25 protein-coding genes and 1 pseudogene are annotated in these 22,324 nt (G+C 58.4%); 18 read left to right on the top strand and 8 right to left on the bottom strand.

Annotation, left to right across the window (positions count from 1 at the left end; genetic code table 11):
- Nucleotides 1-7 precede the first annotated feature (7 nt).
- The gene (gene queF / locus ACA047_RS10340) at nt 8-838 is read left to right on the top strand and encodes an NADPH-dependent 7-cyano-7-deazaguanine reductase QueF (protein ID WP_497358985.1); all 831 of its coding nucleotides are present in this window, start codon (nt 8-10) and stop codon (nt 836-838) included.
- Nucleotides 839-911: 73 nt separating this feature from the next.
- On the opposite strand, the gene ACA047_RS10345 is transcribed toward queF, so the two are convergent.
- Nucleotides 912-1,175, bottom strand: coding sequence for a DUF4404 family protein (locus ACA047_RS10345; protein WP_497358987.1), 264 nt, complete (start codon nt 1,173-1,175; stop codon nt 912-914).
- Nucleotides 1,176-1,283: 108 nt separating this feature from the next.
- Complete coding sequence (gene pcrP / locus ACA047_RS10350; protein ID WP_497358989.1) at nt 1,284-1,904, bottom strand: HAD superfamily inactivated hydrolase PcrP; 621 nt, start codon at nt 1,902-1,904, stop codon at nt 1,284-1,286.
- Between the two features lie 226 nt (nt 1,905-2,130).
- Between pcrP and ACA047_RS10355 the strand changes: the two genes are divergently transcribed.
- The 3 genes from ACA047_RS10355 (at nt 2,131) to rssC (ending at nt 4,831) form a co-directional block, all read left to right on the top strand.
- Nucleotides 2,131-2,820, top strand: a complete 690-nt coding sequence (locus ACA047_RS10355) for an MlaA family lipoprotein (protein WP_497358991.1) — start codon at nt 2,131-2,133, stop codon at nt 2,818-2,820.
- 347 nt (nt 2,821-3,167) lie between these two features.
- Entirely contained in the window at nt 3,168-4,349 is a 1,182-nt protein-coding gene (gene rssB / locus ACA047_RS10360) for a two-component system response regulator RssB (RefSeq protein ID WP_497358993.1), read from the top strand.
- Nucleotides 4,349-4,831: an anti-sigma factor antagonist RssC gene (gene rssC / locus ACA047_RS10365; protein ID WP_497358995.1), complete on the top strand. Its 483-nt coding sequence runs from the start codon at nt 4,349-4,351 to the stop codon at nt 4,829-4,831. Before rssB ends, rssC begins: the two co-directional genes overlap by 1 nt.
- 133 nt (nt 4,832-4,964) lie before the next feature.
- Here rssC and tal read toward each other — a convergent pair whose 3' ends face one another.
- Nucleotides 4,965-5,891, bottom strand: coding sequence for a transaldolase (tal, locus tag ACA047_RS10370; RefSeq protein WP_497358997.1), 927 nt, complete (start codon nt 5,889-5,891; stop codon nt 4,965-4,967).
- Nucleotides 5,892-6,069: 178 nt separating this feature from the next.
- On the bottom strand, nt 6,070-7,080 hold the full coding sequence (dusA, locus tag ACA047_RS10375) for a tRNA dihydrouridine(20/20a) synthase DusA (RefSeq protein ID WP_497358999.1): 1,011 nt from the start codon (nt 7,078-7,080) through the stop codon (nt 6,070-6,072).
- A 103-nt stretch (nt 7,081-7,183) separates the two neighbouring features.
- On the opposite strand from dusA, the pseudogene ACA047_RS10380 reads away from it, so the two are divergent.
- Both ACA047_RS10380 and ACA047_RS10385 read left to right on the top strand, forming a co-directional pair.
- A pseudogene (locus ACA047_RS10380) lies at nt 7,184-7,995 on the top strand (site-specific integrase); the annotation flags it as partial.
- Nucleotides 7,996-8,072: 77 nt separating this feature from the next.
- On the top strand, nt 8,073-8,297 hold the full coding sequence (locus ACA047_RS10385; protein WP_497359001.1) for an Rv1289 family protein: 225 nt from the start codon (nt 8,073-8,075) through the stop codon (nt 8,295-8,297).
- Between the two features lie 25 nt (nt 8,298-8,322).
- Here the strand turns inward: ACA047_RS10385 and ACA047_RS10390 are convergent, their stop codons facing one another.
- Nucleotides 8,323-9,231 (bottom strand): LysR family transcriptional regulator, encoded by a 909-nt coding sequence (locus ACA047_RS10390; RefSeq protein ID WP_497359003.1) that lies wholly within the window; start codon nt 9,229-9,231, stop codon nt 8,323-8,325.
- 99 nt (nt 9,232-9,330) lie between these two features.
- Here ACA047_RS10390 and ACA047_RS10395 point away from each other — a divergent pair, with 99 nt between their 5' ends.
- The 6 genes from ACA047_RS10395 to ACA047_RS10420 all read left to right on the top strand — a co-directional run bounded on the left by ACA047_RS10395 (nt 9,331) and on the right by ACA047_RS10420 (nt 13,183).
- Nucleotides 9,331-9,717, top strand: a complete 387-nt coding sequence (locus tag ACA047_RS10395; protein WP_497359005.1) for a DUF4260 domain-containing protein — start codon at nt 9,331-9,333, stop codon at nt 9,715-9,717.
- A 328-nt stretch (nt 9,718-10,045) separates the two neighbouring features.
- A complete protein-coding gene (locus ACA047_RS10400; protein WP_497360297.1) occupies nt 10,046-10,312 on the top strand; it encodes a hypothetical protein in 267 nt (88 codons plus the stop codon).
- A 37-nt stretch (nt 10,313-10,349) separates the two neighbouring features.
- Nucleotides 10,350-11,036, top strand: coding sequence for a cysteine hydrolase family protein (locus ACA047_RS10405; RefSeq protein ID WP_497359007.1), 687 nt, complete (start codon nt 10,350-10,352; stop codon nt 11,034-11,036).
- A gap of 6 nt (nt 11,037-11,042) precedes the next feature.
- Nucleotides 11,043-11,930, top strand: coding sequence for a LysR family transcriptional regulator (locus ACA047_RS10410; protein WP_497359009.1), 888 nt, complete (start codon nt 11,043-11,045; stop codon nt 11,928-11,930).
- Nucleotides 11,931-12,037: 107 nt separating this feature from the next.
- Complete coding sequence (locus ACA047_RS10415; protein WP_497359011.1) at nt 12,038-12,331, top strand: metal-sensing transcriptional repressor; 294 nt, start codon at nt 12,038-12,040, stop codon at nt 12,329-12,331.
- Between the two features lie 6 nt (nt 12,332-12,337).
- Nucleotides 12,338-13,183 (top strand): nickel/cobalt efflux protein RcnA, encoded by an 846-nt coding sequence (locus tag ACA047_RS10420; protein ID WP_497359013.1) that lies wholly within the window; start codon nt 12,338-12,340, stop codon nt 13,181-13,183.
- Nucleotides 13,184-13,280: 97 nt separating this feature from the next.
- On the opposite strand, the gene ACA047_RS10425 is transcribed toward ACA047_RS10420, so the two are convergent.
- Nucleotides 13,281-14,198: an AraC family transcriptional regulator gene (locus tag ACA047_RS10425; protein WP_497359015.1), complete on the bottom strand. Its 918-nt coding sequence runs from the start codon at nt 14,196-14,198 to the stop codon at nt 13,281-13,283.
- Between the two features lie 251 nt (nt 14,199-14,449).
- Here ACA047_RS10425 and ACA047_RS10430 point away from each other — a divergent pair, with 251 nt between their 5' ends.
- The 3 genes from ACA047_RS10430 to ACA047_RS10440 all read left to right on the top strand — a co-directional run bounded on the left by ACA047_RS10430 (nt 14,450) and on the right by ACA047_RS10440 (nt 17,114).
- Nucleotides 14,450-15,472: an alpha/beta hydrolase gene (locus tag ACA047_RS10430; protein WP_497359017.1), complete on the top strand. Its 1,023-nt coding sequence runs from the start codon at nt 14,450-14,452 to the stop codon at nt 15,470-15,472.
- 8 nt (nt 15,473-15,480) lie between these two features.
- Nucleotides 15,481-16,704: an MFS transporter gene (locus tag ACA047_RS10435; protein ID WP_497359019.1), complete on the top strand. Its 1,224-nt coding sequence runs from the start codon at nt 15,481-15,483 to the stop codon at nt 16,702-16,704.
- Between the two features lie 161 nt (nt 16,705-16,865).
- Nucleotides 16,866-17,114, top strand: coding sequence for a hypothetical protein (locus tag ACA047_RS10440; protein WP_497359021.1), 249 nt, complete (start codon nt 16,866-16,868; stop codon nt 17,112-17,114).
- Between the two features lie 51 nt (nt 17,115-17,165).
- Here ACA047_RS10440 and ACA047_RS10445 read toward each other — a convergent pair whose 3' ends face one another.
- Nucleotides 17,166-17,654, bottom strand: a complete 489-nt coding sequence (locus ACA047_RS10445; protein WP_497359023.1) for a hypothetical protein — start codon at nt 17,652-17,654, stop codon at nt 17,166-17,168.
- 88 nt (nt 17,655-17,742) lie between these two features.
- On the opposite strand from ACA047_RS10445, the gene ACA047_RS10450 reads away from it, so the two are divergent.
- Nucleotides 17,743-18,240 carry a GNAT family N-acetyltransferase gene (locus ACA047_RS10450; RefSeq protein WP_497359025.1) on the top strand — a complete coding sequence of 166 codons (498 nt, stop codon included), beginning with the start codon at nt 17,743-17,745 and terminating at the stop codon, nt 18,238-18,240.
- On the opposite strand, the gene chrA is transcribed toward ACA047_RS10450, so the two are convergent.
- Nucleotides 18,237-19,592, bottom strand: a complete 1,356-nt coding sequence (gene chrA, locus ACA047_RS10455; RefSeq protein ID WP_497359027.1) for a chromate efflux transporter — start codon at nt 19,590-19,592, stop codon at nt 18,237-18,239. The two genes, ACA047_RS10450 and chrA, sit on opposite strands and share 4 nt — an antisense overlap.
- A gap of 186 nt (nt 19,593-19,778) precedes the next feature.
- Between chrA and ACA047_RS10460 the strand changes: the two genes are divergently transcribed.
- Nucleotides 19,779-20,438, top strand: a complete 660-nt coding sequence (locus ACA047_RS10460; protein ID WP_497359029.1) for a ribonuclease T2 family protein — start codon at nt 19,779-19,781, stop codon at nt 20,436-20,438.
- A 223-nt stretch (nt 20,439-20,661) separates the two neighbouring features.
- Nucleotides 20,662-22,233, top strand: coding sequence for a sensor domain-containing diguanylate cyclase (locus ACA047_RS10465; protein ID WP_497359031.1), 1,572 nt, complete (start codon nt 20,662-20,664; stop codon nt 22,231-22,233).
- Nucleotides 22,234-22,324 lie beyond the last annotated feature (91 nt).

Here is a 22,324-nt window from a genome sequence, read left to right on the forward strand (position 1 = left end):
TTCCGTCATGCATCCCGCAGCCGAACATTCGCCGCTGGGCAAATCCAGCGAATACATCGCCACGTACACGCCGTCACTGCTGTTCCCGATCCCGCGCACCGCGAAATGGGCGGAACTGGGCCTGACGGCCGATACCCTGCCGTACAAGGGCGTGGATTTCTGGAACTGTTTCGAGCTGTCCTGGCTGTTGCCGTCCGGCAAGCCGGTGGTGGCCATCGGTGAATTCGCGATCCCGGCGGACTCGCCAAACATCATTGAGTCAAAATCCTTCAAGCTGTACCTCAACTCCTTGAACCAGACCCCGTTCGCCGATACCGCCAGTCTGGAAGCAACCCTGCGCCAGGACCTGTCAGCGGCTGCCGGCAAGCCGGTGGGCGTGCGGATACGCAGTCTCAAGGACGTGGAAAGCGAAGGCGTCGTGGCGTTGCCCGGTGTGTGCATCGACGACCTGGACATCAGCGTCGACTCGTACGCGCACCCGCGCCCGGAACTGCTGCGTTGCGATGCGTCGCGCATCGTCGAAGAAAGCCTGCACAGCCACCTGCTCAAGTCCAACTGCCCGGTGACCAGCCAGCCGGACTGGGGCAGCGTGGCGGTGCAATATCGTGGCGCGGCGCTGGACCCTGCCAGCCTGTTGGCCTACATCGTCAGCTTCCGCCAGCATTCGGATTTCCATGAGCAATGCGTGGAGCGAATCTTTCTCGACCTGCAGCGGTTGCTCAAGCCAGAGAAATTGACGGTGTATGCCCGTTACGTACGCCGTGGTGGGTTGGACATCAACCCGTATCGCAGCACTGAAGCGGTGCAATTGCCGAACCATCGCCTGGTCCGTCAATAAATAACCCATGTGCATTTCAGCAGACATTAAAAAGCCCCGCTATCGATAGCGGGGCTTTTTGTATTTGGTGGTTTCAAATCCCCATATTACCCAAGGCTTGCACGATGTTGCGCAAGGTCCCTGCAAGGGTAGGGTGTTCCAGTTCGAAGCGTTCGACGGCCAGGTTCACGTTGTCGGCGACGTTGGTATCCTGGGTTTTGGTTTCCAGCTCAAGCTCAAGTTGGATCTGTTCCATCAGCGCATGCAGGTCATCGCGCTCGGCTTCGGACAGCGGTGGATTCTGCTCCAATTGCTCGCGCAGTTTGTTGAGTTGTATCTGCAGTTCGCGGGCAGGCATTGGCGTACTCCCTTTATTAATAGGCACAGCCATGGACCACTATGGTGCGTCAAAAGTCCATGGCTTGCCTAAGAGTAATCCACCCTTACGCGCCCTGCATGATCTTGGTCATGGCTTCTCGCCTTTGAGCCGTCGCAGGCTGATATCGGCCAGGCAGGTGTCGAGTTCTCCCAAGTGATCAATCACCGAGTGCACACCCAGGCCGAACAGTTGTACGGTGGCTTTGGCGCGTTTGGTTTCCCGTTCCTGTTGGCTCATGGCCTGCCACTCGCCAGGCGTCAGGCCGCACAGCGAGCCGCATGACGCCAGCCCGATGGTCCACAAACCAGCGTTGAGCCCCGACTGCAACAGCCTTGGCTCGCCACTGACCAATACGCAGCCGTCCAGTTGCTGGACGTTCAGGGTCATCAGGGCCTGCCAGCAGGCATGGGGAGCGGGCCACGGATTATTTGTTGCAGGAAGTTGCGGCGGTTTTACCCACCCCGGTAACGACGCTGCCAGGCCATGGCTGACGGCAGGTGGCAGTTCGTCGAGCCAGGTGCAGGGAATCTCCTGAAGCTGCAGACGGTGCAAGCTCTCGAGGGCGCCGGGTGTTGGCTGTGTGTGGTCGGTCGGTGATGCCCCGGGCTGGCGAATGCGCGCCCCGAAATCCACCAAGCATCCGCTCAGGCCAAACAATACGGCGGTCAGGCTGGGCGCGGGGAGGGGCAGGGTTTCGGCGCGGGGCATGGGAACGTCCTTGAAATAACCAGCAGCCTAACGGGCGCAAGTATCAGTTCAGTGACAGTTGGGTAACAGTTACGTGACTGTGAAATGAAGGCGTCAGGTGACACAGGCGTGCTATATAGACCTGCTTTTCTCAGTGCTGCCTATCCACGTTTTCCGCTTTATACTAACCACCTCACCGCCTGGGCTCGGCGCCCTTGCCTGAATAATCCCATTGGAGTTTTCTCATATGCGCTGGAGCCATCGTCTAGCTCAGCTGTGTCTCTCTGCCAGCGTTCTGCTGGTTCCGTTCGCCACCCATGCCGCCACGGAAGAGGATCCTTGGGAAAGTATTAACCGTCCGATCTTTACCTTCAACGACAAGCTCGATACCTATGCGCTCAAGCCATTGGCCCAGGGTTATCAATACGTGATGCCGCAATTCCTTGAAGATGGCATCCATAATATGTTCCGCAACGCTGGTGACATTGGCAACCTGGCCAACGATGTGCTGCAAGCCAAACCGGCCTCTGCCGGGGTCGACACTGCCCGGTTGATCTTCAACACCACCTTCGGCCTGCTGGGCTTCTTCGACGTGGGGACCCAGATGGGCCTGCATCGCAACGATGAAGATTTTGGCCAGACCCTGGGGTATTGGGGCTTGGGCAGCGGCCCTTACGTCATGCTGCCACTGTTGGGCCCAAGCACCCTGCGTGACGCGCCGGCCAAGTTTGTCGATAGCTACACCAACCCGATTACCTATATTGACGACGTCCCGGTACGTAACTCTCTCTACGGCCTGGGCATCGTAGATGGCCGCGCCAGCCTGTTGTCTGCCGAGAAGCTGGTGACTGGCGATAAGTACGTGTTCATCCGCAACGCCTACCTGCAAAACCGCGAATTCAAGGTCAAGGACGGCGAGGTCAAGGACGATTTTTAATTTCGACCGATAAAAACAAGAAGGGCGGCCCGAAAGGCCGTCTTTTTTGCTTTTACGCTGGGTTTGAGTGGGGTTTGATCCTTCCATTGAGTTACGCTTTGCTCGGTTCTTATAACTCTCTGTACTTTGACAAATAGAGACGGCAAGCGGCTATCTGCCTGAGCTTGAAACGCCCCGCGGATGGGAGTACCGTCTGCGCCTTAGAAGGGCACCTCTGATGTAGTTGCGCGTAGGGCAAAGGCCTGAAGCCGGTACGACAGAGAGGCTAGAAAGCGAATCCAGTAGTGCGTGCCAGGTCAAACTGCCCAGCCCGCTACGCCAACCTAATTCTGGCGCCGTTTGCCCACATGCCAAAAACCAGTGCCACGCTGCTGATAATCGATGATGACGAAGTGGTGCGAGCCAGCCTCGCGGCCTACTTGGAAGACAGTGGTTTCAGCGTCCTGCAGGCCAGCAATGGCCAACAGGGTCTTCAGGTATTCGAGCAAGACAAGCCCGACCTGGTCATCTGCGACCTGCGTATGCCGCAGATGGGCGGACTCGAACTCATTCGCCAGATCACCGAGCTTTCGTCGCAGACCCCGGTCATCGTGGTCTCGGGCGCGGGCGTGATGAACGATGCGGTCGAGGCGTTGCGCCTGGGCGCGGCGGACTACCTGATCAAGCCCCTCGAAGACCTGGCTGTGCTCGAGCACTCGGTGCGTCGGGCATTGGACCGTTCACGCCTGTTGGTGGAAAACCAGCGTTACCGCGAAAAACTGGAAACCGCCAACCGCGAGCTGGAAGCCAGCTTGAACCTGTTGCAGGAAGACCAGAACGCCGGTCGTCAAGTACAAATGAACATGCTGCCGGTCAGCCCCTGGACCGTCGACGGTTTCCGTTTTGCCCACCAGATCATCCCTTCGTTGTACCTGTCGGGGGATTTCGTGGACTATTTCCGGGTCGATGAGCGACGAGTGGCGTTTTACCTGGCGGACGTTTCCGGCCACGGCGCTTCGTCGGCCTTCGTGACGGTCCTGTTGAAGTTCATGACCACGCGGCTACTTTTTGAGTCCAAGCGCAATGGCACATTGCCAGAGTTCAAGCCTTCAGAGGTCCTTGGGCATATCAACCGAGGCCTGATCAGTTGTAAGCTGGGCAAACACGTCACAATGGTCGGTGGAGTCATCGACGAGGAGACTGGTTTGTTGACCTATAGCATCGGCGGTCATCTGCCGTTGCCAGTGTTGTATACGCCAGACAGTGTTCGTTATCTGGAAGGGCGTGGTTTGCCGGTGGGCCTGTTCAATGAGGCCACCTACGAAGACCGCGTGCTGGAACTGCCGCCGGTATTCAGCCTGACGCTGATGTCCGATGGCATTTTGGACCTTTTGACAGAACCTACACTCAAAGAGAAAGAAGCGGCCTTGCCTGAACGGGTGAGTGCAGCGGGCGGCAGCCTGGAAGGCTTGCGGCAAGTGTTTGGATTAGCCACGCTAGGGGAGATGCCGGATGATATCGCCCTGTTAGTGTTGAGCAGGAATCTTTAATGAGTACCGGTAGAATCCAGTTCGCCGAGCAGGACGGCACATTTGTCCTGAAGTTTGTCGGTGAAGTGCGCCTGACCCTGTGTTCGGCGTTGGATGCGACTATTGAGCGGATCTTCACCGCGCTGAACTTCAGCGCGATCGTGATCGACTTGACTGAAACCCGCAGCATCGACAGCACCACCCTGGGCCTGCTGGCCAAACTGTCGATCCTGTCGCGGCAAAAGGTCGGCTTGCTGCCGACTGTCGTCACCACCCACAACGACATCACCCGTCTTCTGCAATCGATGGGCTTCGATCAGGTGTTCAACATCGTGGGCGATCCTGTGCCATGCCCGGAGTGCCTGGACGACCTGCCTGACCAAGACCAGTCGGAAGAGGAAGTGCGGGTCAAGGTGCTCGAAGCCCACAAGATCCTCATGGGGCTGAACGATTCCAATCGTGAAGCGTTCCATGATCTGGTGAATGCGCTGGAGCGGCCCTGACTCTTGAGTTTTGCGTAGGCTGAACGGGCCCTATCGCGAGCAGGCCCATCCAGTAGCTATATTCCCACCGCCAAACCGCATAAAAAAGGGCGAACCCATCAAGGTTCGCCCTTTTGCATGCCTCTGAATCAGCTCAAAGCTTGGCTTGCAGCAACGCCTCCAGCTTTTCCTGGTCCCGAGCAAACTGACGAATACCTTCGGCCAGTTTCTCGGTCGCCATGGCATCCTCGTTCGACAACCAGCGGAACTGCGCTTCATTGAGGCTCAAACGTGCTTCCCCGGTTTGCCCTGGCGCCAGCTTGCGTTCCAGCTTGCCCGTGTCGGCCGCCAGTTTCTCCAGCAGTTCCGGGCTGATGGTCAAGCGGTCGCAACCCGCCAATTGCTCGATCTGATTCAGGTTGCGGAAGCTCGCGCCCATGACCACGGTCTTGTAGTCGTTGGCCTTGTAGTAGTTGTAAATACGCGTTACCGACTGCACGCCCGGATCATCGGCACCGGTGTAGTCGCTGCCATTGGCTTTCTTGTACCAGTCGTAGATACGGCCCACGAACGGCGAAATCAGAAACACCCCGGCATCGGCACAGGCGGCGGCCTGGGCGAAGGAGAACAGCAGGGTCAGGTTGCACTGGATGCCTTCACGCTCCAGCTTTTCGGCGGCGCGAATGCCTTCCCAGGTTGAAGCGATCTTGATCAGCACGCGATCACGGCCAACGCCGGCCTTTTCGTACAGATCGATCAGACGATGCGCACGCTTCAACATGGCCTCGGTGTCGAACGACAGGCGCGCATCCACTTCAGTGGAAATACGCCCCGGAATCACTTTCAGAATCTCTTGCCCAACCGCCACACCAAAACGGTCGCTGGCCAGGCCCACATCGCCCTTGCAGTCGGCAACGCAAGCGTTCAGCAGTTCGGCATAGCCGTGGATGGCCGAAGCCTTGAGCAGCAGGGAAGGGTTGGTGGTGGCATCCACGGGTTTAACGCGTGCGATGGCTTCGAAGTCGCCGGTATCGGCCACTACGGTAGTGAACTGTTTGAGTTGTTCCAGCTTGGAAGTCATGAGCGTGCTCTGTCCTATGGGTCTGTTGACATTACCCGAGGGCCGGCAGCCACTCAAGGGCGTGTAGAAGTATCGACGGCCCCAGCGGCAACAACCTGAAAACGGCTGTTTGAAAGGCTGGGGCGGGTATCGCTAGATACGATGCCAAAACAGGACGCAGGTTCAAAGCAAGTGACGGTTAACGCCCCTCCAGCAATCCCGCCGCCTGGTCCAGCAAGGCCAACGGCTCCTTGGCTTTATGGATGTCCACTGACAACAACTGCCGAAACCGCCGCGCCCCCGGGAACCCGGTGCCCAGCCCCAGCACGTGCCGGGTGATGTGATGCATTGCACCACCGGCGGCCAGGTGATTGGCGATGTAAGGCCGCAACTGCGCCAGCGCCTCGGCCCGGGTGATGATCGGCGCGGTACTGCCGAACAGCTGTTGATCCACCTCGGCCAGCAGATAGGGGTTGTGATACGCCTCGCGCCCCAGCATTACACCGTCGAAGGTCTGCAAATGCTCATGACAGGCCTCCAGCGTCTTGATCCCGCCGTTGAGCACGATTTCCAACTCTGGAAAATCCGCCTTCAACCGCGCCGCCACGTCATAACGCAGCGGCGGGATGTCGCGATTCTCCTTCGGCGACAACCCCTCCAGAATCGCAATCCGCGCATGCACGGTAAAACTCGTGCACCCGGCCTCACGCACTGTCCCGACGAACTCACACAACTGCTCGTAACTGTCCCGCCCGTTGATCCCGATCCGATGCTTGACCGTCACCGGAATCGACACCGCATCACGCATCGCCTTCACACAATCGGCCACCAACCCCGGATGCCCCATCAGGCACGCGCCGATCATATTGTTCTGTACCCGGTCGCTTGGACAGCCAACGTTGAGGTTTACCTCGTCGTAGCCGTGTTCCTGGGCCATCCGCGCGCAGGCGGCCAAATCGGCCGGGACACTACCGCCCAGCTGAAGCGCGAGGGGATGCTCGGTTTCGTGGTGGCGTAGGAAACGTTCGTGATCGCCGTTGAGTAAGGCACCTGTGGTGACCATTTCGGTGTAGAGCAGGGCGTGTTTGGAGAGGATACGTAGGAAGAAGCGGCAATGGGCGTCTGTCCAATCCATCATGGGTGCAACACTAAAGCGCCGAGACAGCGTAGGCCTTGTATTTACTGGGCTAAAGCTCTGTTTTTCTAGCATTTTACTCAACGTGTTCTGGGCGTATTTTAAGGCGTTTTCAGGCGTTTTTTGGGGCTCGGTGGTACGATGTACCACTTCAAAACTGACGCGTACCACTTTTGACATGGCGACTATCAGGGCAAGAAAACTGGCGGATGGGTCTGTTAGCTACACGGCTCAGATCCGCATCAAGCGCGACGGAGTGCAAGTCTATCAAGAGAGCCTGACCTTCGCCCGTAAACAGGCGGCGCAGGCTTGGGCACGCAAGCGTGAATCGGAGCTGGATGAGCCTGGCGCGATTGAGCGGGCGAGCCGCAAGGGCGTCACACTCAAAGATATGATTACTCGCTATCTGGTTGAGGTGGAGAAAGCCCGACCGCTGGGTAAGACCAAACGTGCGACGCTGACTGCTATCAGTGAGTCATACCTGGGCAAATTGGACGATACCGACATCAACACTCAATGCTTGGTGGACTTCGCGCTATGGCGGATGAGCCCTGAGGGGGAGGGGTCCAGCCGCAGACGGCCGGTAACGACTTGGCCCACCTCGGAGCGGTACTTTCCATTGGAAAGGACGCTTGGGGCTATGAAGTAAGTCCCCTGGCCATGGGTGGTGCACGGCGCGTCTTGCGCAAGCTCGGTTACAACTTGAAAAGTCGGGAGCGTGATCGTCGTCCTACGCTGGACGAGTTGGGGAAGGTCCTGACGCATTACCGGGAAATGCAGGCTCGGCGTAAGAGCGTCACCAATATGTTGAAGGTCGTGGGCTTCGCACTGTTCTCGACGCGTCGGCTCGATGAAATTACCCGGATTCGCTGGGAGGATCTCGACGAACTTGGCCATCGGGTGCTGGTGCGCGACATGAAGAACCCAGGCCAGAAGATCGGCAACGATGTCTGGTGTTACCTGCCAGATGATGGATTGGAGCTACTAAGGTGTAGCACCGTGAAAACCCTGGCCTGTAGAGCAGCTCTTTTTGCTTCGTACCATTTCCGTACCACTGCCACAAAAACATGTATGGCAAACCACTCAAGCGCGCCCCCAAAAACGGTATAACTCAGGACACAACTATTGAGCCTCTCAAGGAGCAGTTTGTGGCGAGCGTTGGAGCTTCGGTTAGAAAAGCGATTGATGATTGGTCCAATGGAGACCCTGAATTTGCAATGCTCCATGCCTGCAATGCAGTAGATGGGACGTATGTGTACGGCGATCACGCCTTGCGGAATAGCGTTTCCTGAATTACGCAGCCGTATCTGTAAGCATTTAGCGAAGTACCTGGCTGTTCTGCGAATGCTCGCGTAACCCTTCCGCTATGGCATTGAATACAACCTGGCAGCGAGCGCTGTTACGTAGGTCTTCATGCATAGCGACCCATGTGTCCATATGCACCGAGAACGCGGATGGAAGTACCCGAATCAACGCTGAATCGCGAGCTGCAACTGCCGACTGGCACCCACCAATTCCAAAACCGGCTCGCATGACTGCCAGCTGAGCAAGTTCACTATCGGCGCGAAACGCCAGGCCCACGCGCGCAAATACCGGGAACTGCTTCAGGAATCCACGGATAAAGGCGCTCTCTCGGTCGAAGCCAATAAGGGTATGGCTGACCAGATCTTCCAGTGAATTGGGACTGCCATGCGTTGCCAAATAACTGCGATGGGCATACAGCCCGACCTCTATACCGCCGACATGTCTTGCGATTAGCGCATTTTGCGTTGGCCTATGCATCCGAACCGCGATGTCCGCGTCCCGACGCAGCAGGTCATCAACCTGGTTAGAAAGAATCATTTCTACAACAAGTTCGGGGTGTTGGTTGCGCAATGCCGACAGAATCGGCGGCAAGACTTCAACGCCGATCACCTCGCTGACTGTCAGACGCACTGTCCCACGGACATAAGTGTTGCCTTCACTTGCCTTTCGCAACAATGCGGCCGACATTGCCGCCAAATTGACGGCATAGGGCGCGATTTCATAAGCAGCACTGGTGGGACTAAATCCATCTGATGAACGGGTAAAAAGTTTCAGGGCCAATGCGGACTCAAGGCCGTCAATGTGGCGTCCCGCTGTTGGTTGACTGATGCCCATCGCACGCCCCGCCGCCGACAATGAGCCGGTCTCAAGCACGGCAAGAAAAGTCCGATACCATTCCCAGCTTGGCTCGTGTTGAATCACAAGGCTATCCATTTTTGTATGGTAGGTATGCGATCTTAGACGATCACGCTTTATAGGTGTATCGAACAGAATAGAATGCTCAATCCCTGGAGAGCTTTCATGTTCAATTTAGCGCCATCGGCACCGCATACCGTTCTATGGCAACGTGTAGAGGGGGGGCTTCTATTCGCGACCGGTATTCTGCTGTTCTGGCAGGCCGGTTATGACTTCACATGGTGGGAGGCACTGGTGACTTTTTTCACGCCTGACTTGAGTATTCTGGGCTATGCATTAGGCCCGAGAGTTGGAGCTTATTGTTATAACCCCCTTCATTTGTATGCATCCGGTGCTGCTTTGCTCGCGGCCGGGGTGATATGGTCGATCCCTGATCTCGCCGCTATAGGTGCTCTATGGCTCGCACATTCGGGCTTTGATCGAATGCTTGGCTACGGTCTTAAGTTGCCACAAGGTTTCACTTTTACCCACCTAGGCATAATCGGTCGTTGAGAGAGGAAGCAGCACAGATTGGGGGCTCGTTCACACACACACACACACAGCCCTCATGACTCCAGGCGCGTAGCGCCGTTAAATTAAAAGCAGGCACTTTTCTTATGTCTGCTGTTACATTTCGGCGGCTGTACGCGGGGCACCTTCGGGTGCGCCGGTTCCTGGATCTCGGTCTTCCACACCCGCGTACAGCTGCCACCCCGTCATGTGGAAGTGATGCTGGCAGCTTCCTTTTCAGATCCAGGAGATCAGCCAGTGAAAAGCCTACCCCCAACCCTCCAAAAAACGCAGCCAATCCAAATCGGCTTCGTCTAGCGTCACGCAACCCATCCACCAGTCCATCGAGTTCCACCCCCTGCCAATCAACCGAGAAGCGCCGCTGGACGTGCTGCACGACACCGCCGCTTATCGAATCGCCGCCGTCACGCAGCTGCTGGAAAACCTCGCAATGCGTTCAGATATCAGCACCGACGCCGTAGTGCTCCATGACTTCGCCCAGGTGCTGGCGATCCCATTGCAGACGGGTTTATTTGTGCAAAACCCAAACAAGCTCTGTTCCATCCGCACTGTGTTCCAGCCTGAGTTACCTCCCTAGTATTCCTTCCCTAAACCACCAAAGAAGGAATCCCCCCATGCAGCGTTTCACCCGTCGTTTTCTCGTCGCCTGTGCATTCTCCGGCATTGTCGCCAGTACTGGCGCGCTGGCTGAAGCTCATCCAACGATCCGGGCCATGTCAGGCGCAGAGCCGATCAACCAATTACCCGCCGGTAAAACCGCGTTACTGGTGATCGATTTTCAGAACGAATACTTCACCGGTAAGATGCCGATCCCCGATGGCGCTGCTGCGCTAGCCAATGCCCGTGAGCTGATGACATTCGCCGATGAACATAAAATGCCGGTCTACCATGTCCAGCACATCGCGCCGAAAGGTTCGCCGGTGTTTGCTGAGGGCGGCCAGACCGTGAAATTCCATCCAGACATGCAACCCAGGGCTCAGGATGCGGTGCTGCAGAAAACCACCGTCAGCGTCTTCGGCAGTACCGATCTGGACCAGCGTTTGAAGAGCGCCGGTATCGAAAACCTGATCATCTCCGGTCTCATGACCCATGCCTGTGTCGCAGGTGCCGCCCGTGATGCGACGCCTCTGGGTTACAAGGTATTAGTCGCCTCCGATGCATCGGCCACCCGCGCGATTACCCGGGTCAATGGCGACTCGATCGACAAGGATGCCTTGCACAGGGCCGCATTGGCCGAAGTCGAGGATACGTTCGGTGATGTGATGACCACGGCCCAGATCATCAAACTGCCGGTGCGCTAAAAAGATATGAATCAGATGCTCGCCATGCGCGTGTTTCGCTGCATCGTGGAGGCGCAGGGTTTTTCAGCCGCGGCCGAGCGGTTGGGCACCACGCATTCTTCGGTGTCGCGGCACTTGCAGCAACTGGAGTCTGCGCTGGGCGTGCGTCTGATTAATCGCAATACCCGGCGTATGAGCCTTACAGCGGCTGGCGAACGGTATTACGCAGCTTGCGTGGATATTCTGGATCGCGTGGATGCAGCATCCCGAGCCGCCAGCCTTGAGCAAGAACGCCCTTCCGGACTGCTTCGAATTAGCGCTCCGCTGGTGGTAGGCACGTTAGAGCTGGCCGGTTGGCTGCCGGCGTTCCAGGAGCGTTATCCGGATATCCAGGTCGATCTGTCCTGCTCGGATCCGCTTGTCGATCTGGTGGCCGATGGGTTCGATGTGGCGTTAAGGATCTGTGGGCCGTTGGCCGATAGCAGTCTTGTCGCGCGCTTGCTCAGCGTTTCGCCGCTGGTTCTGGTGGCGGCACCGGCTTATATATTCAAGTGCGGCCTGCCTCGCCGTGTTGTTGAGCTCAACGACCATCGGCTTCTGACGTATGCATCGATTACTCAGTGGTCGTTGGTCAGTGAAGGAGGGGAGTCGATCACTTTGGGTTGTGAGAGCACCTTCCATACGGACACCATCACTGCCTTGCACGCCTGCGCGTTGGCGGGCGGGGGCATTGCGGCATTTACCTTGGCGACGGTGCAGGATGATTTGCTGACGGGAAGGCTGGTGCGGATTCTGCCGGAGTACACCCTTGGGGTACGGCATTACTACGCACTTTATCCTCACACCCGGAATCTGCCTGCCAAGGTTCGGATGTTTGTTGATTACATGGCGCAGTACTACCAAGGTAAGGCCTGATTGTGTAGACAGGCCTGGTTCGACTCATTATTCAGGGCTTCGAAGTATTTGCTCCCATCCCCCCCAGGAGGATAGGATGTCGGCCTGATTCATCGAGACGTCCTGCCATGAGTGAGCTCGAACACGAACATCCCCATCTCCACCAAAGCCATGAGGCGATCATCAAGCGCCTCAAACGGGCGGACGGCCATTTGCGCAGCATCATTACCATGATCGAAGAAGGTCGTGAGTGCGTGGATATCGCCCAGCAGTTGCATGCGGTGGAAAAAGCGGTGTGCCAGGCCAAGCGCACATTGATTCAGGATCACATCGACCACTGTCTGGAAGACACCGTTTCGGCGCTGAACAAGGGCGAGCGCGCTCCACTGGAAGCGTTCAAACAAATCACCAAGTACCTCTAGGCTGACATGCTCAACTTTGCTGAACTGCTGCAACAGGGAGGCGCTCACGCCTGGCTATACTTCCCGAGCGCGATCTTGCTGGGCGCCTTGCATGGTCTTGAACCCGGACATTCAAAAACCATGATGGCTGCGTTTATCGTGGCCATCCGTGGCTCGGTCAAACAAGCCGTTTTGCTGGGCTTGGCCGCCACGCTTTCCCACACTGCCGTGGTGTGGCTGGTCGCTATCGGTGGCATGTACCTGGGCCAGGGCCTGGATGCCGAGACCACAGAGCCTTACTTCCAACTCGCGTCGTCTGTGCTGATCATTGCGATCGCGCTGTGGATGTTGTGGCGCACCTGGCGCGGCGAGCAGGTGTTCAAGTCCGAGCACGGCCATCACCACCATCACCCTGGTGAGCATGAGCACCACCACGATGGGCATGACCATGGGCATTGCGAGCTCGAAGGCCTGGCGCTATCGCTTGAGGGCTATCAGGATGCGCATGAACGGGCGCATGCCAACGACATCCGCAAGCGCTTCAGCAACCGAGAGGTCACCACGGGCCAGATCGTCGTGTTCGGTCTGACTGGCGGTTTGATTCCTTGTCCTGCGGCCATCACCGTTCTGCTGCTTTGCCTTCAGGTCAAAGAAGTCGCGCTGGGCGGGATGCTTGTCCTGTGCTTCAGCATCGGCCTGGCGATCACTCTGGTTACCGTGGGGGCTGCGGCGGCCATCGGTGCAAGGCAGGCTTCCAACCGCTGGCCCTGGTTGGGCAGCGTTGCGCGTCGCGCGCCTTATCTGTCCTGCGTGTTGATTATCGGTGTCGGTCTGTACGTGGGTATCCACGGTTGGATCGGCCTGAATGCGTAGCCCCGCCAGAGATCATTAATCAGTTCGCACCTTCTGATGCAGCAGGTGTGCTGCCAGGCCGATGCAGCGAAGCACCCTCCACCTCGCCACCGTGAAATCACCCAGTCTTGATGCCGCTGGTCTGCCCCCGCAACGCCGCAATGTCTCGCTTGGGTGGCACGCCAAACAAGCGACCATATTCGCGGCTGAACTGAGAAGGGCTTTCATAGCCCACCTTGAAGGCTGCACTCGCCACGTCCAGATGCTCGTTGAGCATCAAGCGCTTCGCTTCGTTCAATCGTAGCCACTTCTGGTATTGCAGCGGGCTCATCGCAGTGAGCTGGCGGAAGTGGTGGTGAAACGTGGGGGCGCTCATCTGCACGCGTGCCGCGAGGTCCTCCACGCGAATTTGCTCGGTGTAGTTCAATTTCAGCCAGTCGATGGCTTTTGCGATCCGGTAACCCTGGCTGTCGACGGAGGCGATCTGTCGTAGCCGAGCAGCCTGGTCGCTCATCAACAGTCGGTAGTGAATTTCTCTTTGGATCAGCGGCGCCAGCACCGGGATCGCTTCGGGTTCATCCAGCAAGGCCAGCAGACGCGCGAACGGTGCCAGAAGGTCCGGCGTTGCGGTGCCAATACCCGCACCAACACCGGCGGGACGGTCGCGACTCGGAGCCAGGCCACCCTGGGCGACCAGATCGGCCACCACGCGCAAGTCGAGTTTCAAGACCAGGCCCAGGCACGGCTGTTCCGGGCTTGCCACCAGCACTTCGGAATTGGCGGGGATGTCCAGTGAGGTGATGAGGAACCGCTCGGTGTCGTACCCATAGGCCTTGCCACCTACCCATACCTGCTTCACGCCTTGGGCCACGAGCACGATGCTCGGTTCGATCATGCAAATGACGGGCGCGGCCGGGGCTTCGCGCCGAAAGAAGCTGAGGCCGGCGATAGGCATTTCAACGTCACCCGGTTGTGTGGTCCGGGTGCCAATGATGTCGGCGAGCGTTTCTTGTAAGGATCTGCGTTGGGTGGCCATGTCGGGTTCGGCTGTCATGTCGGGTTAATAGCTATGGGCAGAACAATAACTTGCCAAGCGAAGCGCTGCCTACACGAAATAAGCGAGCTCATAGGATTGGGCAAGAACCACAGTGAAATGCGCTACCGGTCACCTAGGCTGCCCCCTGAAAATGCCATCCAACCTGACTCGGGAGAGCGTTACTCAATGCGCGTTCGAGCCTGTGTGGGCGACAACCCCCTCGAACCCCTTTCCAACAGAAGGACTATCCAGTGAAAAGAATTCTGCTTGCCCTCGGGCTGCTCATCGTCTCTTTCTCATCCATGGGGGCTGACATGTCGAACGGTGCTGACAACTTCTACAAAAGCGACAAGGTGACCGTGGAAAAAGTCACCTTCAAGAATCAATACGGGATGAAGGTAGCGGGCAACCTGTTCATCCCAAAGGGCCTGGAGCGCAAGGAGAAGAGCGCCGCCATCATCGTGGGTCATCCGATGGGCGCGGTGAAGGAGCAGAGTTCCAATCTGTACGCGACCAAAATGGCCGAGCAGGGTTTTGTTACGCTCTCCCTGGATTTGTCCTTTTGGGGGGAGAGTGAGGGCACGCCGCGCAACGCGGTGTTGCCGGATATGTACGCGGAGGATTACAGCGCCGCGGTGGATTTCCTCGGAACCCGGCCATTCGTGGATCGCGAGCGCATCGGCATCATCGGTATCTGCGGCAGCGGCGCCTTCGTCATCAGTGCGGCCAAGATAGACCCGCGGCTCAAGGCAATCGCGACGATCAGCATGTACAACCATGGTGACTTGTACCGCAAAGGCCTGGGCAATTCGGCCACGGCAGCACAGAAAAAGCAGTTCCTCGCCACGGCAGCCGAGCAGCGCTATGTGGAGTTTACCGGTGGGAAAACCCAGTACACCTCCGGCTCACCACTGAAGCTGACGGGCAATGCAATCGCAGATGAATTCTATGACTTTTACCGGACTGCGCGTGGCGAAGTGACGCCTGCTGGTGCTTCGCCGCAGACCACGACCATGCCGACGCTGTCCAGCAACGTCAAATTCATGAATTTCTACCCGTTCGATGACATTGAAAGCATCTCGCCGCGCCCCTTGCTGTTCATCACCGGCTCTGAGGCGCACTCCCGTGAGTACAGTGAAGATGCCTACAAGCGGGCTGCGCAGCCCAAGGAACTGGTCGTCATCCCCGGTGCCAACCATGTGGACCTCTACGACCGGGTTAACGTGATTCCGTTTGCCAAGTTGACCGAGTTCTTCCGCAACAACCTGAAGTAATCCTCCTAATGACTGATACCTCTTTGTCGAAACCACAAGGCCAACCTGCATGGAGTGCGGTGCTCGCCATGTCGCTCGCCGCGTTCGCGCTGGTTGCGTCGGAATTCATGCCGGTCAGCCTGCTGACGCCGATAGCGGCCGATCTTCATGTCAGCGAAGGGCAGGCCGGTCAAGGCATTGCCATCTCTGGCGCCTTTGCCCTGATCACCAGCCTGTTCATTGCATCGGTTGCAGCCCGGGTCGACCGTAAGTGGCTGCTATCGGGGCTGACACTGCTGATGATCGTTTCCGGAACAGTGGTCGCACTGGCACCCAATTACGCGACATTCATGGCGGGTCGCGCATTGATCGGCGTTGCAATTGGCGGCTTCTGGTCGCTGTCGGCGGCCACGGCCATGCGGCTGGTGCCGGATGATCAAGTCCCGCGCGCCTTGGCCATCGTCAATGGCGGCAATGCCTTGGCGACCGTGGTGGCGGCACCGCTGGGCAGTTTTCTGGGGGCGATCATCGGTTGGCGTGGCGCGTTCTTTTGCGTCGTGCCTGTTGCAGCGCTCGCTTTGGTCTGGCTGCTGTTACGGCTGCCGTCCATGCAAGCGCAAACGAAAGAGGGCCCGGGTAATGTCTTCACGTTGATGACCCGCGCGCCGGTGGCATTGGGCATGTTGGCTGTCAGTACCTTCTTCATGGGCCAGTTCATGCTGTTCACCTATCTGCGACCGTTCCTTGAAGCGGTAACGCAAGTGAGCGTGCCCCAGCTTTCGTTCGTGTTGTTGGTGATCGGTGTGGCAGGGTTTCTGGGCACCTTTTTGATCGGCACATTTTTGAAAAACGGCCTGTATCGGACACTCATTGTCATCCCGCTGTTGATGGCCGGGATTGCCCTCGCATTGGTGTGGTTTGGTGCGTCGGTGACGATCACGACCGTTCTGCTTGGTATATGGGGCCTGGTGGCCACTGCGGCGCCCGTTGGCTGGTGGACCTGGCTGGCGCGAACGCTGCCGGAAAATGCCGAAGCAGGCGGCGGCTTGATGGTGGCGATCATCCAGCTCGCCATTGCGGTGGGCGCAACGGTAGGTGGCATCCTGTTTGATCTGAGCGGCTATCAGGCAACCTTCGAAACCAGCGCGGCCGTGCTGGGCATAGCCGCTGTGCTGACTGTCCTGGCTGCACGCGCAGCGGTTCGGGCGTCTTCACCGTCTTCGAGCGCGGCGACATGCAGCGCGGCAGGTTGATCAGAAAACCGCTTCAGCGCGCCTCAGCGGACGTTGAATGGGTGACCGTTGAGCACCTGCGGTTGGTAGCACATTGGTATCTTGGTAAGCTCCACATTAATGACCTATCGAGTTGGTTAGCTGTGTCTACCGAACGAATTTCCCAGTTGGAGCAAGCCCTTATGGCCGTGATTGCTGCTGCGGGGAAAATGGGCGTCAGCAGCGACGAGCTGTGCGCGCAGGCGGTGGGCGGACTGATGTATAAGCGCTACTGGCGCTGGGCAAATGCCCACTACGCACAAGGCGCGGCCGACGAAATCGACAATGCCTTGAGCATTTTGATGGGAAGGCAGGCGGTAGAGCTGTTGCCGCCGGAGCTTGGAGTTGCCACCGATCCATTGCTCGAATCAGCAGGTCCAATCCGCGGGTAGCCGTTTCTATTCGGTGCATAGTGGGCGACCTCAAGGGGTCGCCCATTTTCGTTAAAGCCCAAGACCTTCTTCTATCAGCGTGAGCAGGACGTCTTCGTCCAGCGCCACCGGTTCAGGGCGTTGCAGGCCGGGCGCCCGAAGCGGCTGGACATGCCACAGCGATTCGCCATGCTCGCCGAGGGTCCGCACAATGCAGCGTTCTTGTCCCTTCATGTGGATTTCAATGCACCCCTCTCCTCTGGAGGAGAAGCGGGCGATTGGGTCGAGTTCGATGCGGCGATGGTTGCCTTCTATCGCCAGTTGATCAATGGCGTAGTTGTAAGTCGAACCGCTGGAGTGGCTTTCGAACACGTGGGTGGGATTGCGCCGGATGTCCAGGCCGGCCTCGCAGACCGGGGCCAGCCAGGTTTCGATCTGACGATACAACTCGTAGACCTGGGCGGGCCAATGCTCGATTGCCAGGTCTGCGCAATGATCGGTGTCGGCCGGGGTTCGCTGGGCGTGTCTCAGTTTGGCCGCCAGTTCGTCTGCCTTGCTCATGTCGATTTTCCCTGTCGTGATGATTGGGTTGAGCTTAGCTGAAGGACGATGGTGTTCGCCTTGCGCTGGGTCATGAGGTGATGTGCTATTGAGTATCGGTGAGGACGAGCATTCACTGAGAAGTCTACGGGGGAAAACAATAACCATGCACATGACAATACTGAGCAATGACGATCTGGGGCCGTTGCGCGACGCGCTCACCTTGGCCGGTCTACCCGTGGATGACCTGAACCATCCCGGTCGACGATTTTTCAGCTTCAGCTTCAGCTTCAGCCAAGGCGTCGGTGTGGCGTTTGGTGGAATCGAGGGGGATGGCGCCGACCGGTTGCTGCGCTCGCTGGTTGTCTTTGAGGGCCAGCGGGGGCGAGGTACTGGCGCGATGGTGCTGGCCGATCTTGAAGCGTTTGCGAAAAACGAGGGGGTAGTGAGGCTTCATCTGCTGACTGACAGCGCCGCCGCATTCTTTATCGCCCAGGGCTATCAGAAGGAGGATCGCTCGCTGGCGCCAGCTTCGATCAGCGCAACGGCCCAATTCAAGACCTTGTGCTCGGCCTCGGCGACTTATCTGAGCAAGTGCCTCGTCTAGCGCAGCAAATGCACCGCGAGCCCGGCCAGCCCGCACGCCATTAACACCTGGATCACCCCACGCTTGTAGCGAAACAGCGCAACGGCCGCCCCGATTGCGATGATTGCAGACGGCCAATCCAGTGCGCCGGCAAAGCCGTTGGGCCAGAGTACGTGGTAACCGAAAAAGCAGGCCAGGTTGAGGATTACCCCGACCACTGCTGCGGTAATCGCCGTCAACGGTGCGGTGAATTTCAACGCGTTGTGGGTCGATTCCACCAACGGACCGCCGGCCAGGATGAACAGGAATGAGGGCAGGAACGTAAACCAGGTCACCAGTGTGGCCGCGACGGCGCCGGCGAGAAAGGCCTGTTCGGGGCCGAATACTTGCATCACGTAGCCGCCAACGAAACCGACGAAGGCCACCACCATGATCAGCGGCCCGGGGGTGGTTTCACCCAGGGCCAGGCCATCGATCATTTGTGTCGGCGTCAGCCAGCCGAAGTGTCCGACGGCGCCCTGATAAACGTAGGGCAACACCGCATAGGCGCCACCGAAGGTCAGCAATGCGGCTTTGGTGAAGAACCAGGCCATTTGCGTCAGGGTGCCTTCCCAGCCGAACACCACGGCCAGCAGCCCCATCGGCAATGCCCACAGCAAAGCGCCAATGATCGCCAGCCGGGCGAGTCTGAAGGCGCTAAAGCGGGCATGGTCCGGGGTCGGGGTGTCGTCGTCGATCAATGCCGGGCCGAAGGATCGATGCTTGGCATCATGACCGCCCAGGCTGAACTTTCCCGGTGCCCAGCGGCCGCCGAAGTAGCCGATGACCGCTGCACCCAGCACGATCAGCGGGAAGGGCACGTTGAAGGCAAAAATCGCGGTGAACGACGCGGCCGCGATCGCCCACAGCCAATGGTTCTTGAGCGCGCGGGAGCCTATCCGGTGGGCGGCATGCACCACGATTGCTGTCACGGCCGGCTTGATGCCATAAAAAATCCCCGCCATCACCGGCACTTCGCCAAACGCGACATACAACCAGGACAAGGCAATGAGGATGAACAGCGAAGGCAGCACGAACAGCGCCCCGGCGATGACCCCGCCCCAGCTGCGGTGCATCAGCCAACCCAGGTACGTCGCCAACTGTTGGGCTTCCGGCCCCGGCAGCAACATGCAGTAGTTCAGGGCGTGCAGAAAGCGTCGCTCGGAAATCCAGCGTCGGCGCTCCACCAGTTCCTGATGCATGATCGAGATCTGCCCAGCGGGTCCGCCGAAGCTGATGAAACCCAGCTTGAGCCAGAACCAGAAGGCTTCACGCAGGCTGATGGCCGAGGGTCTGGCCAAGGTTTCGTCGACGGCTGGGGTCGGTTTGCTCATGGTCGGCGGGGTGCTTAAAAGTCAAAGGCGATCTACGTTATGGGGCGTTACGCAATTTAGATAGCCCCCTGCAAGGTTTGCTTGTAAAAGACACACCCTTTCATGGGTTTGAAACACAACGCTCAAACAATTACCGGTTGGATTGTCATGCTTTTTTTTACCTGTATTTCCCTAGGGGGTGGGTTAATGAAACAACGTTTTGCATGGGTCGTGCTGATCGCCCTGACGTTAGCCTCCATCGGTGTGGGCAATGCCCGCGAACCCCGTAACGCACGGGCAGAATCTGTAGCGGGGGTGTTCGATTACTACTTGCTGTCGCTGTCCTGGTCACCGACGTTCTGTTTGACCCACCAGAACGATGCCCAATGCTCCGGCAAAGGCTACGGTTTTGTGCTTCATGGCCTCTGGCCGCAATACGCCAAGGGCGGCTGGCCGCAATCCTGTGCGCCCAGGGTGCCGTTGACGATGGCAGAGCGGGAGAAGGGCCTGACGCTGTTTGCAACCCGCAAGTTGCTGGAACATGAATGGTCCAAGCACGGCACTTGCAGCGGCCTCGACGCCATGGACTATCTGGCCGTTGCCGACAAGGCCGTCGGCGCGGTGAAGATCCCGCCGCCGCTACAACCTTTCAGCTCTTCGCACTATTTCGAGGCCAAGGAAATTGTCCGGCTATTTCGCCAAAGCAACCCTGGTATCGCGGCTGACGGCATCGCGGTGATATGCAGCGGTCCGCAGCTGTCGGAGGTGCGCGTGTGCATGGACAAGGATCTGGCGTTCGCCGCTTGCGGCAAGGGCGTCAAGACACAGTGCCGGGCCGGGGAGATCAGGGTGCCACCGGTGCGGTAAAACATTGAGGCGAGGGCGCAAGCTCCCTCGCCACGGGCTGTATTCCTTCACAATGGGCAGGGTCATTTTTTGCAGGACGATGGCTGGTTTTTTTGCTCAGCTCCAGCCACCCATCGGCTTCGCCACACCGGCAAATTGCCGCCTCACAAGCGGTAGGCTAAGCTCATGGTTATTGTGGGCTTTGAGCGAATTCGCTCATGCTGTGCCCTCCTCAGGAATTCGCTTGCCTATCCCCATCTTCGATCCGTTCTATGCCCCCGGCGGTGCCCCCAAGCGCCTGCCGTTGCTCAAGGCAGCGGTAGCGTTTATCGCGGCGGTGTGCCTGTGCCTCTGCGGTTTGCTTTACCTGCAACTGGAGCAATCCCGTCGCCACGACCTGGAGTCGGCCCGTGTTGCCTCGGCCAACCTTACCCAAGCCATGGCTCAGCAGGCCCAGGACACCTTCCTGCAGACTGATCTGGTCCTGGACAGCCTGGCGGACTGGATGCAGGTCGACGGTTTCGCCCCGGCGCTGCAACCGCGCTTGCAACAGACGTTCGCCCGGCGAGTGCAATCGCTGGAGCAATTGCACGGCTTGTTCCTGTTCGACAAGAACGGTCAGTGGGTCATCACCTCCTTTGAACATCTGCGCCGAGGGCCAGGGGTGGCGGACCGGGATTATTTTGCTTTCCACCAACAGAACGCGTCCCTGATTGCACATATCGGGCCGGCGATCCGCAGTCGGCAAAATGGCGAGTGGGTCATCCCGGTATCGCGGCGCTTGAATGATAAGGATGGCAACTTCCAAGGCGTGCTGTTGGCCGGGATTAAAATGTCGTACTTCGATCAATTCTTCAAAAGCTTCAGCCTCGACGACAAGGGCGAAATGGCCTTGGCCTTGTCTGACGGGACGCTGCTGGCCCGCCGGCCCTTCGATGAGGCGCGGATCGGTCACCCTTTGGCCGAGGAACATATTTTCAAGGACGACCCGGGCCGCGGGGTGTCCGGCGATGTATTGATCCATTCCGCTGCCGATGGCGTCATCAGGCTTTATGGGCACCGACATTTGCAGGCCTATCCGCTGGTGGTCAGCGCCGCGATGTCCGAAGAAGCGATCCTGGCGGGTTGGCACGACAGGGCGTTCCAATCCAGTCTTATCGTGGGCCTGGTGGTCATGGGTATTTGTTTGTTCGGCTGGGTGTTCGTGCATCAGGTGCGTAACAGCGAGCGGGTCGAAGCAGACCTGCGCAAGGCCCAGGAAGCGCTGGAGCTGATTGCTACCCATGACAGCCTGACCGGGCTGGCGAACCGGCGGCTGTTCGAACGGGCCCTGGACGTCGAATTTGGTCGCGGCGCCCGCCAGCGCAGCCCATTGAGCCTGATCATGCTCGATATCGATTTCTTCAAGCACTACAACGACACTTATGGGCACGTGGCCGGGGACCATTGCCTGGCGGAAGTGGCGAAGGTGCTCAAGGGCTGCTGCCATCGCAAGGCCGACCTTGCGGTGCGTTATGGCGGCGAAGAATTCGCGGTGCTGCTGCCCGACACGGACCTGCACGGGGCCATGACGCTGGCCGAGCAGATCCGTCGCAACCTCATCGACAAACACATCACCCATTCCGGTTCCCCCATCGGTTACCTGACGGTGAGCTTGGGCTGCTACGCTTTTGTGCCCAGTAACCTGGACAGCATCGAAGTCTTCATCCAGCGGGCCGATGCGGCCCTTTATCAGGCCAAGCACAGCGGCCGCAACCGTGTGGCGGCGTTGTCGACGGAAGGCGGGCTCGATGTGCTGGAGCGCTCGGATCGTTGAGATGGGCTGCAACCTCGACGGCTGATAACGGTCTGGCCAGGGACCCGTTGCAACCACCGCGGTCTGTTGTCGGTCACAACTAGTGTCTTGG

The sequence above is a fragment of the Pseudomonas sp. LBUM1664 genome, assembly GCF_059695895.1.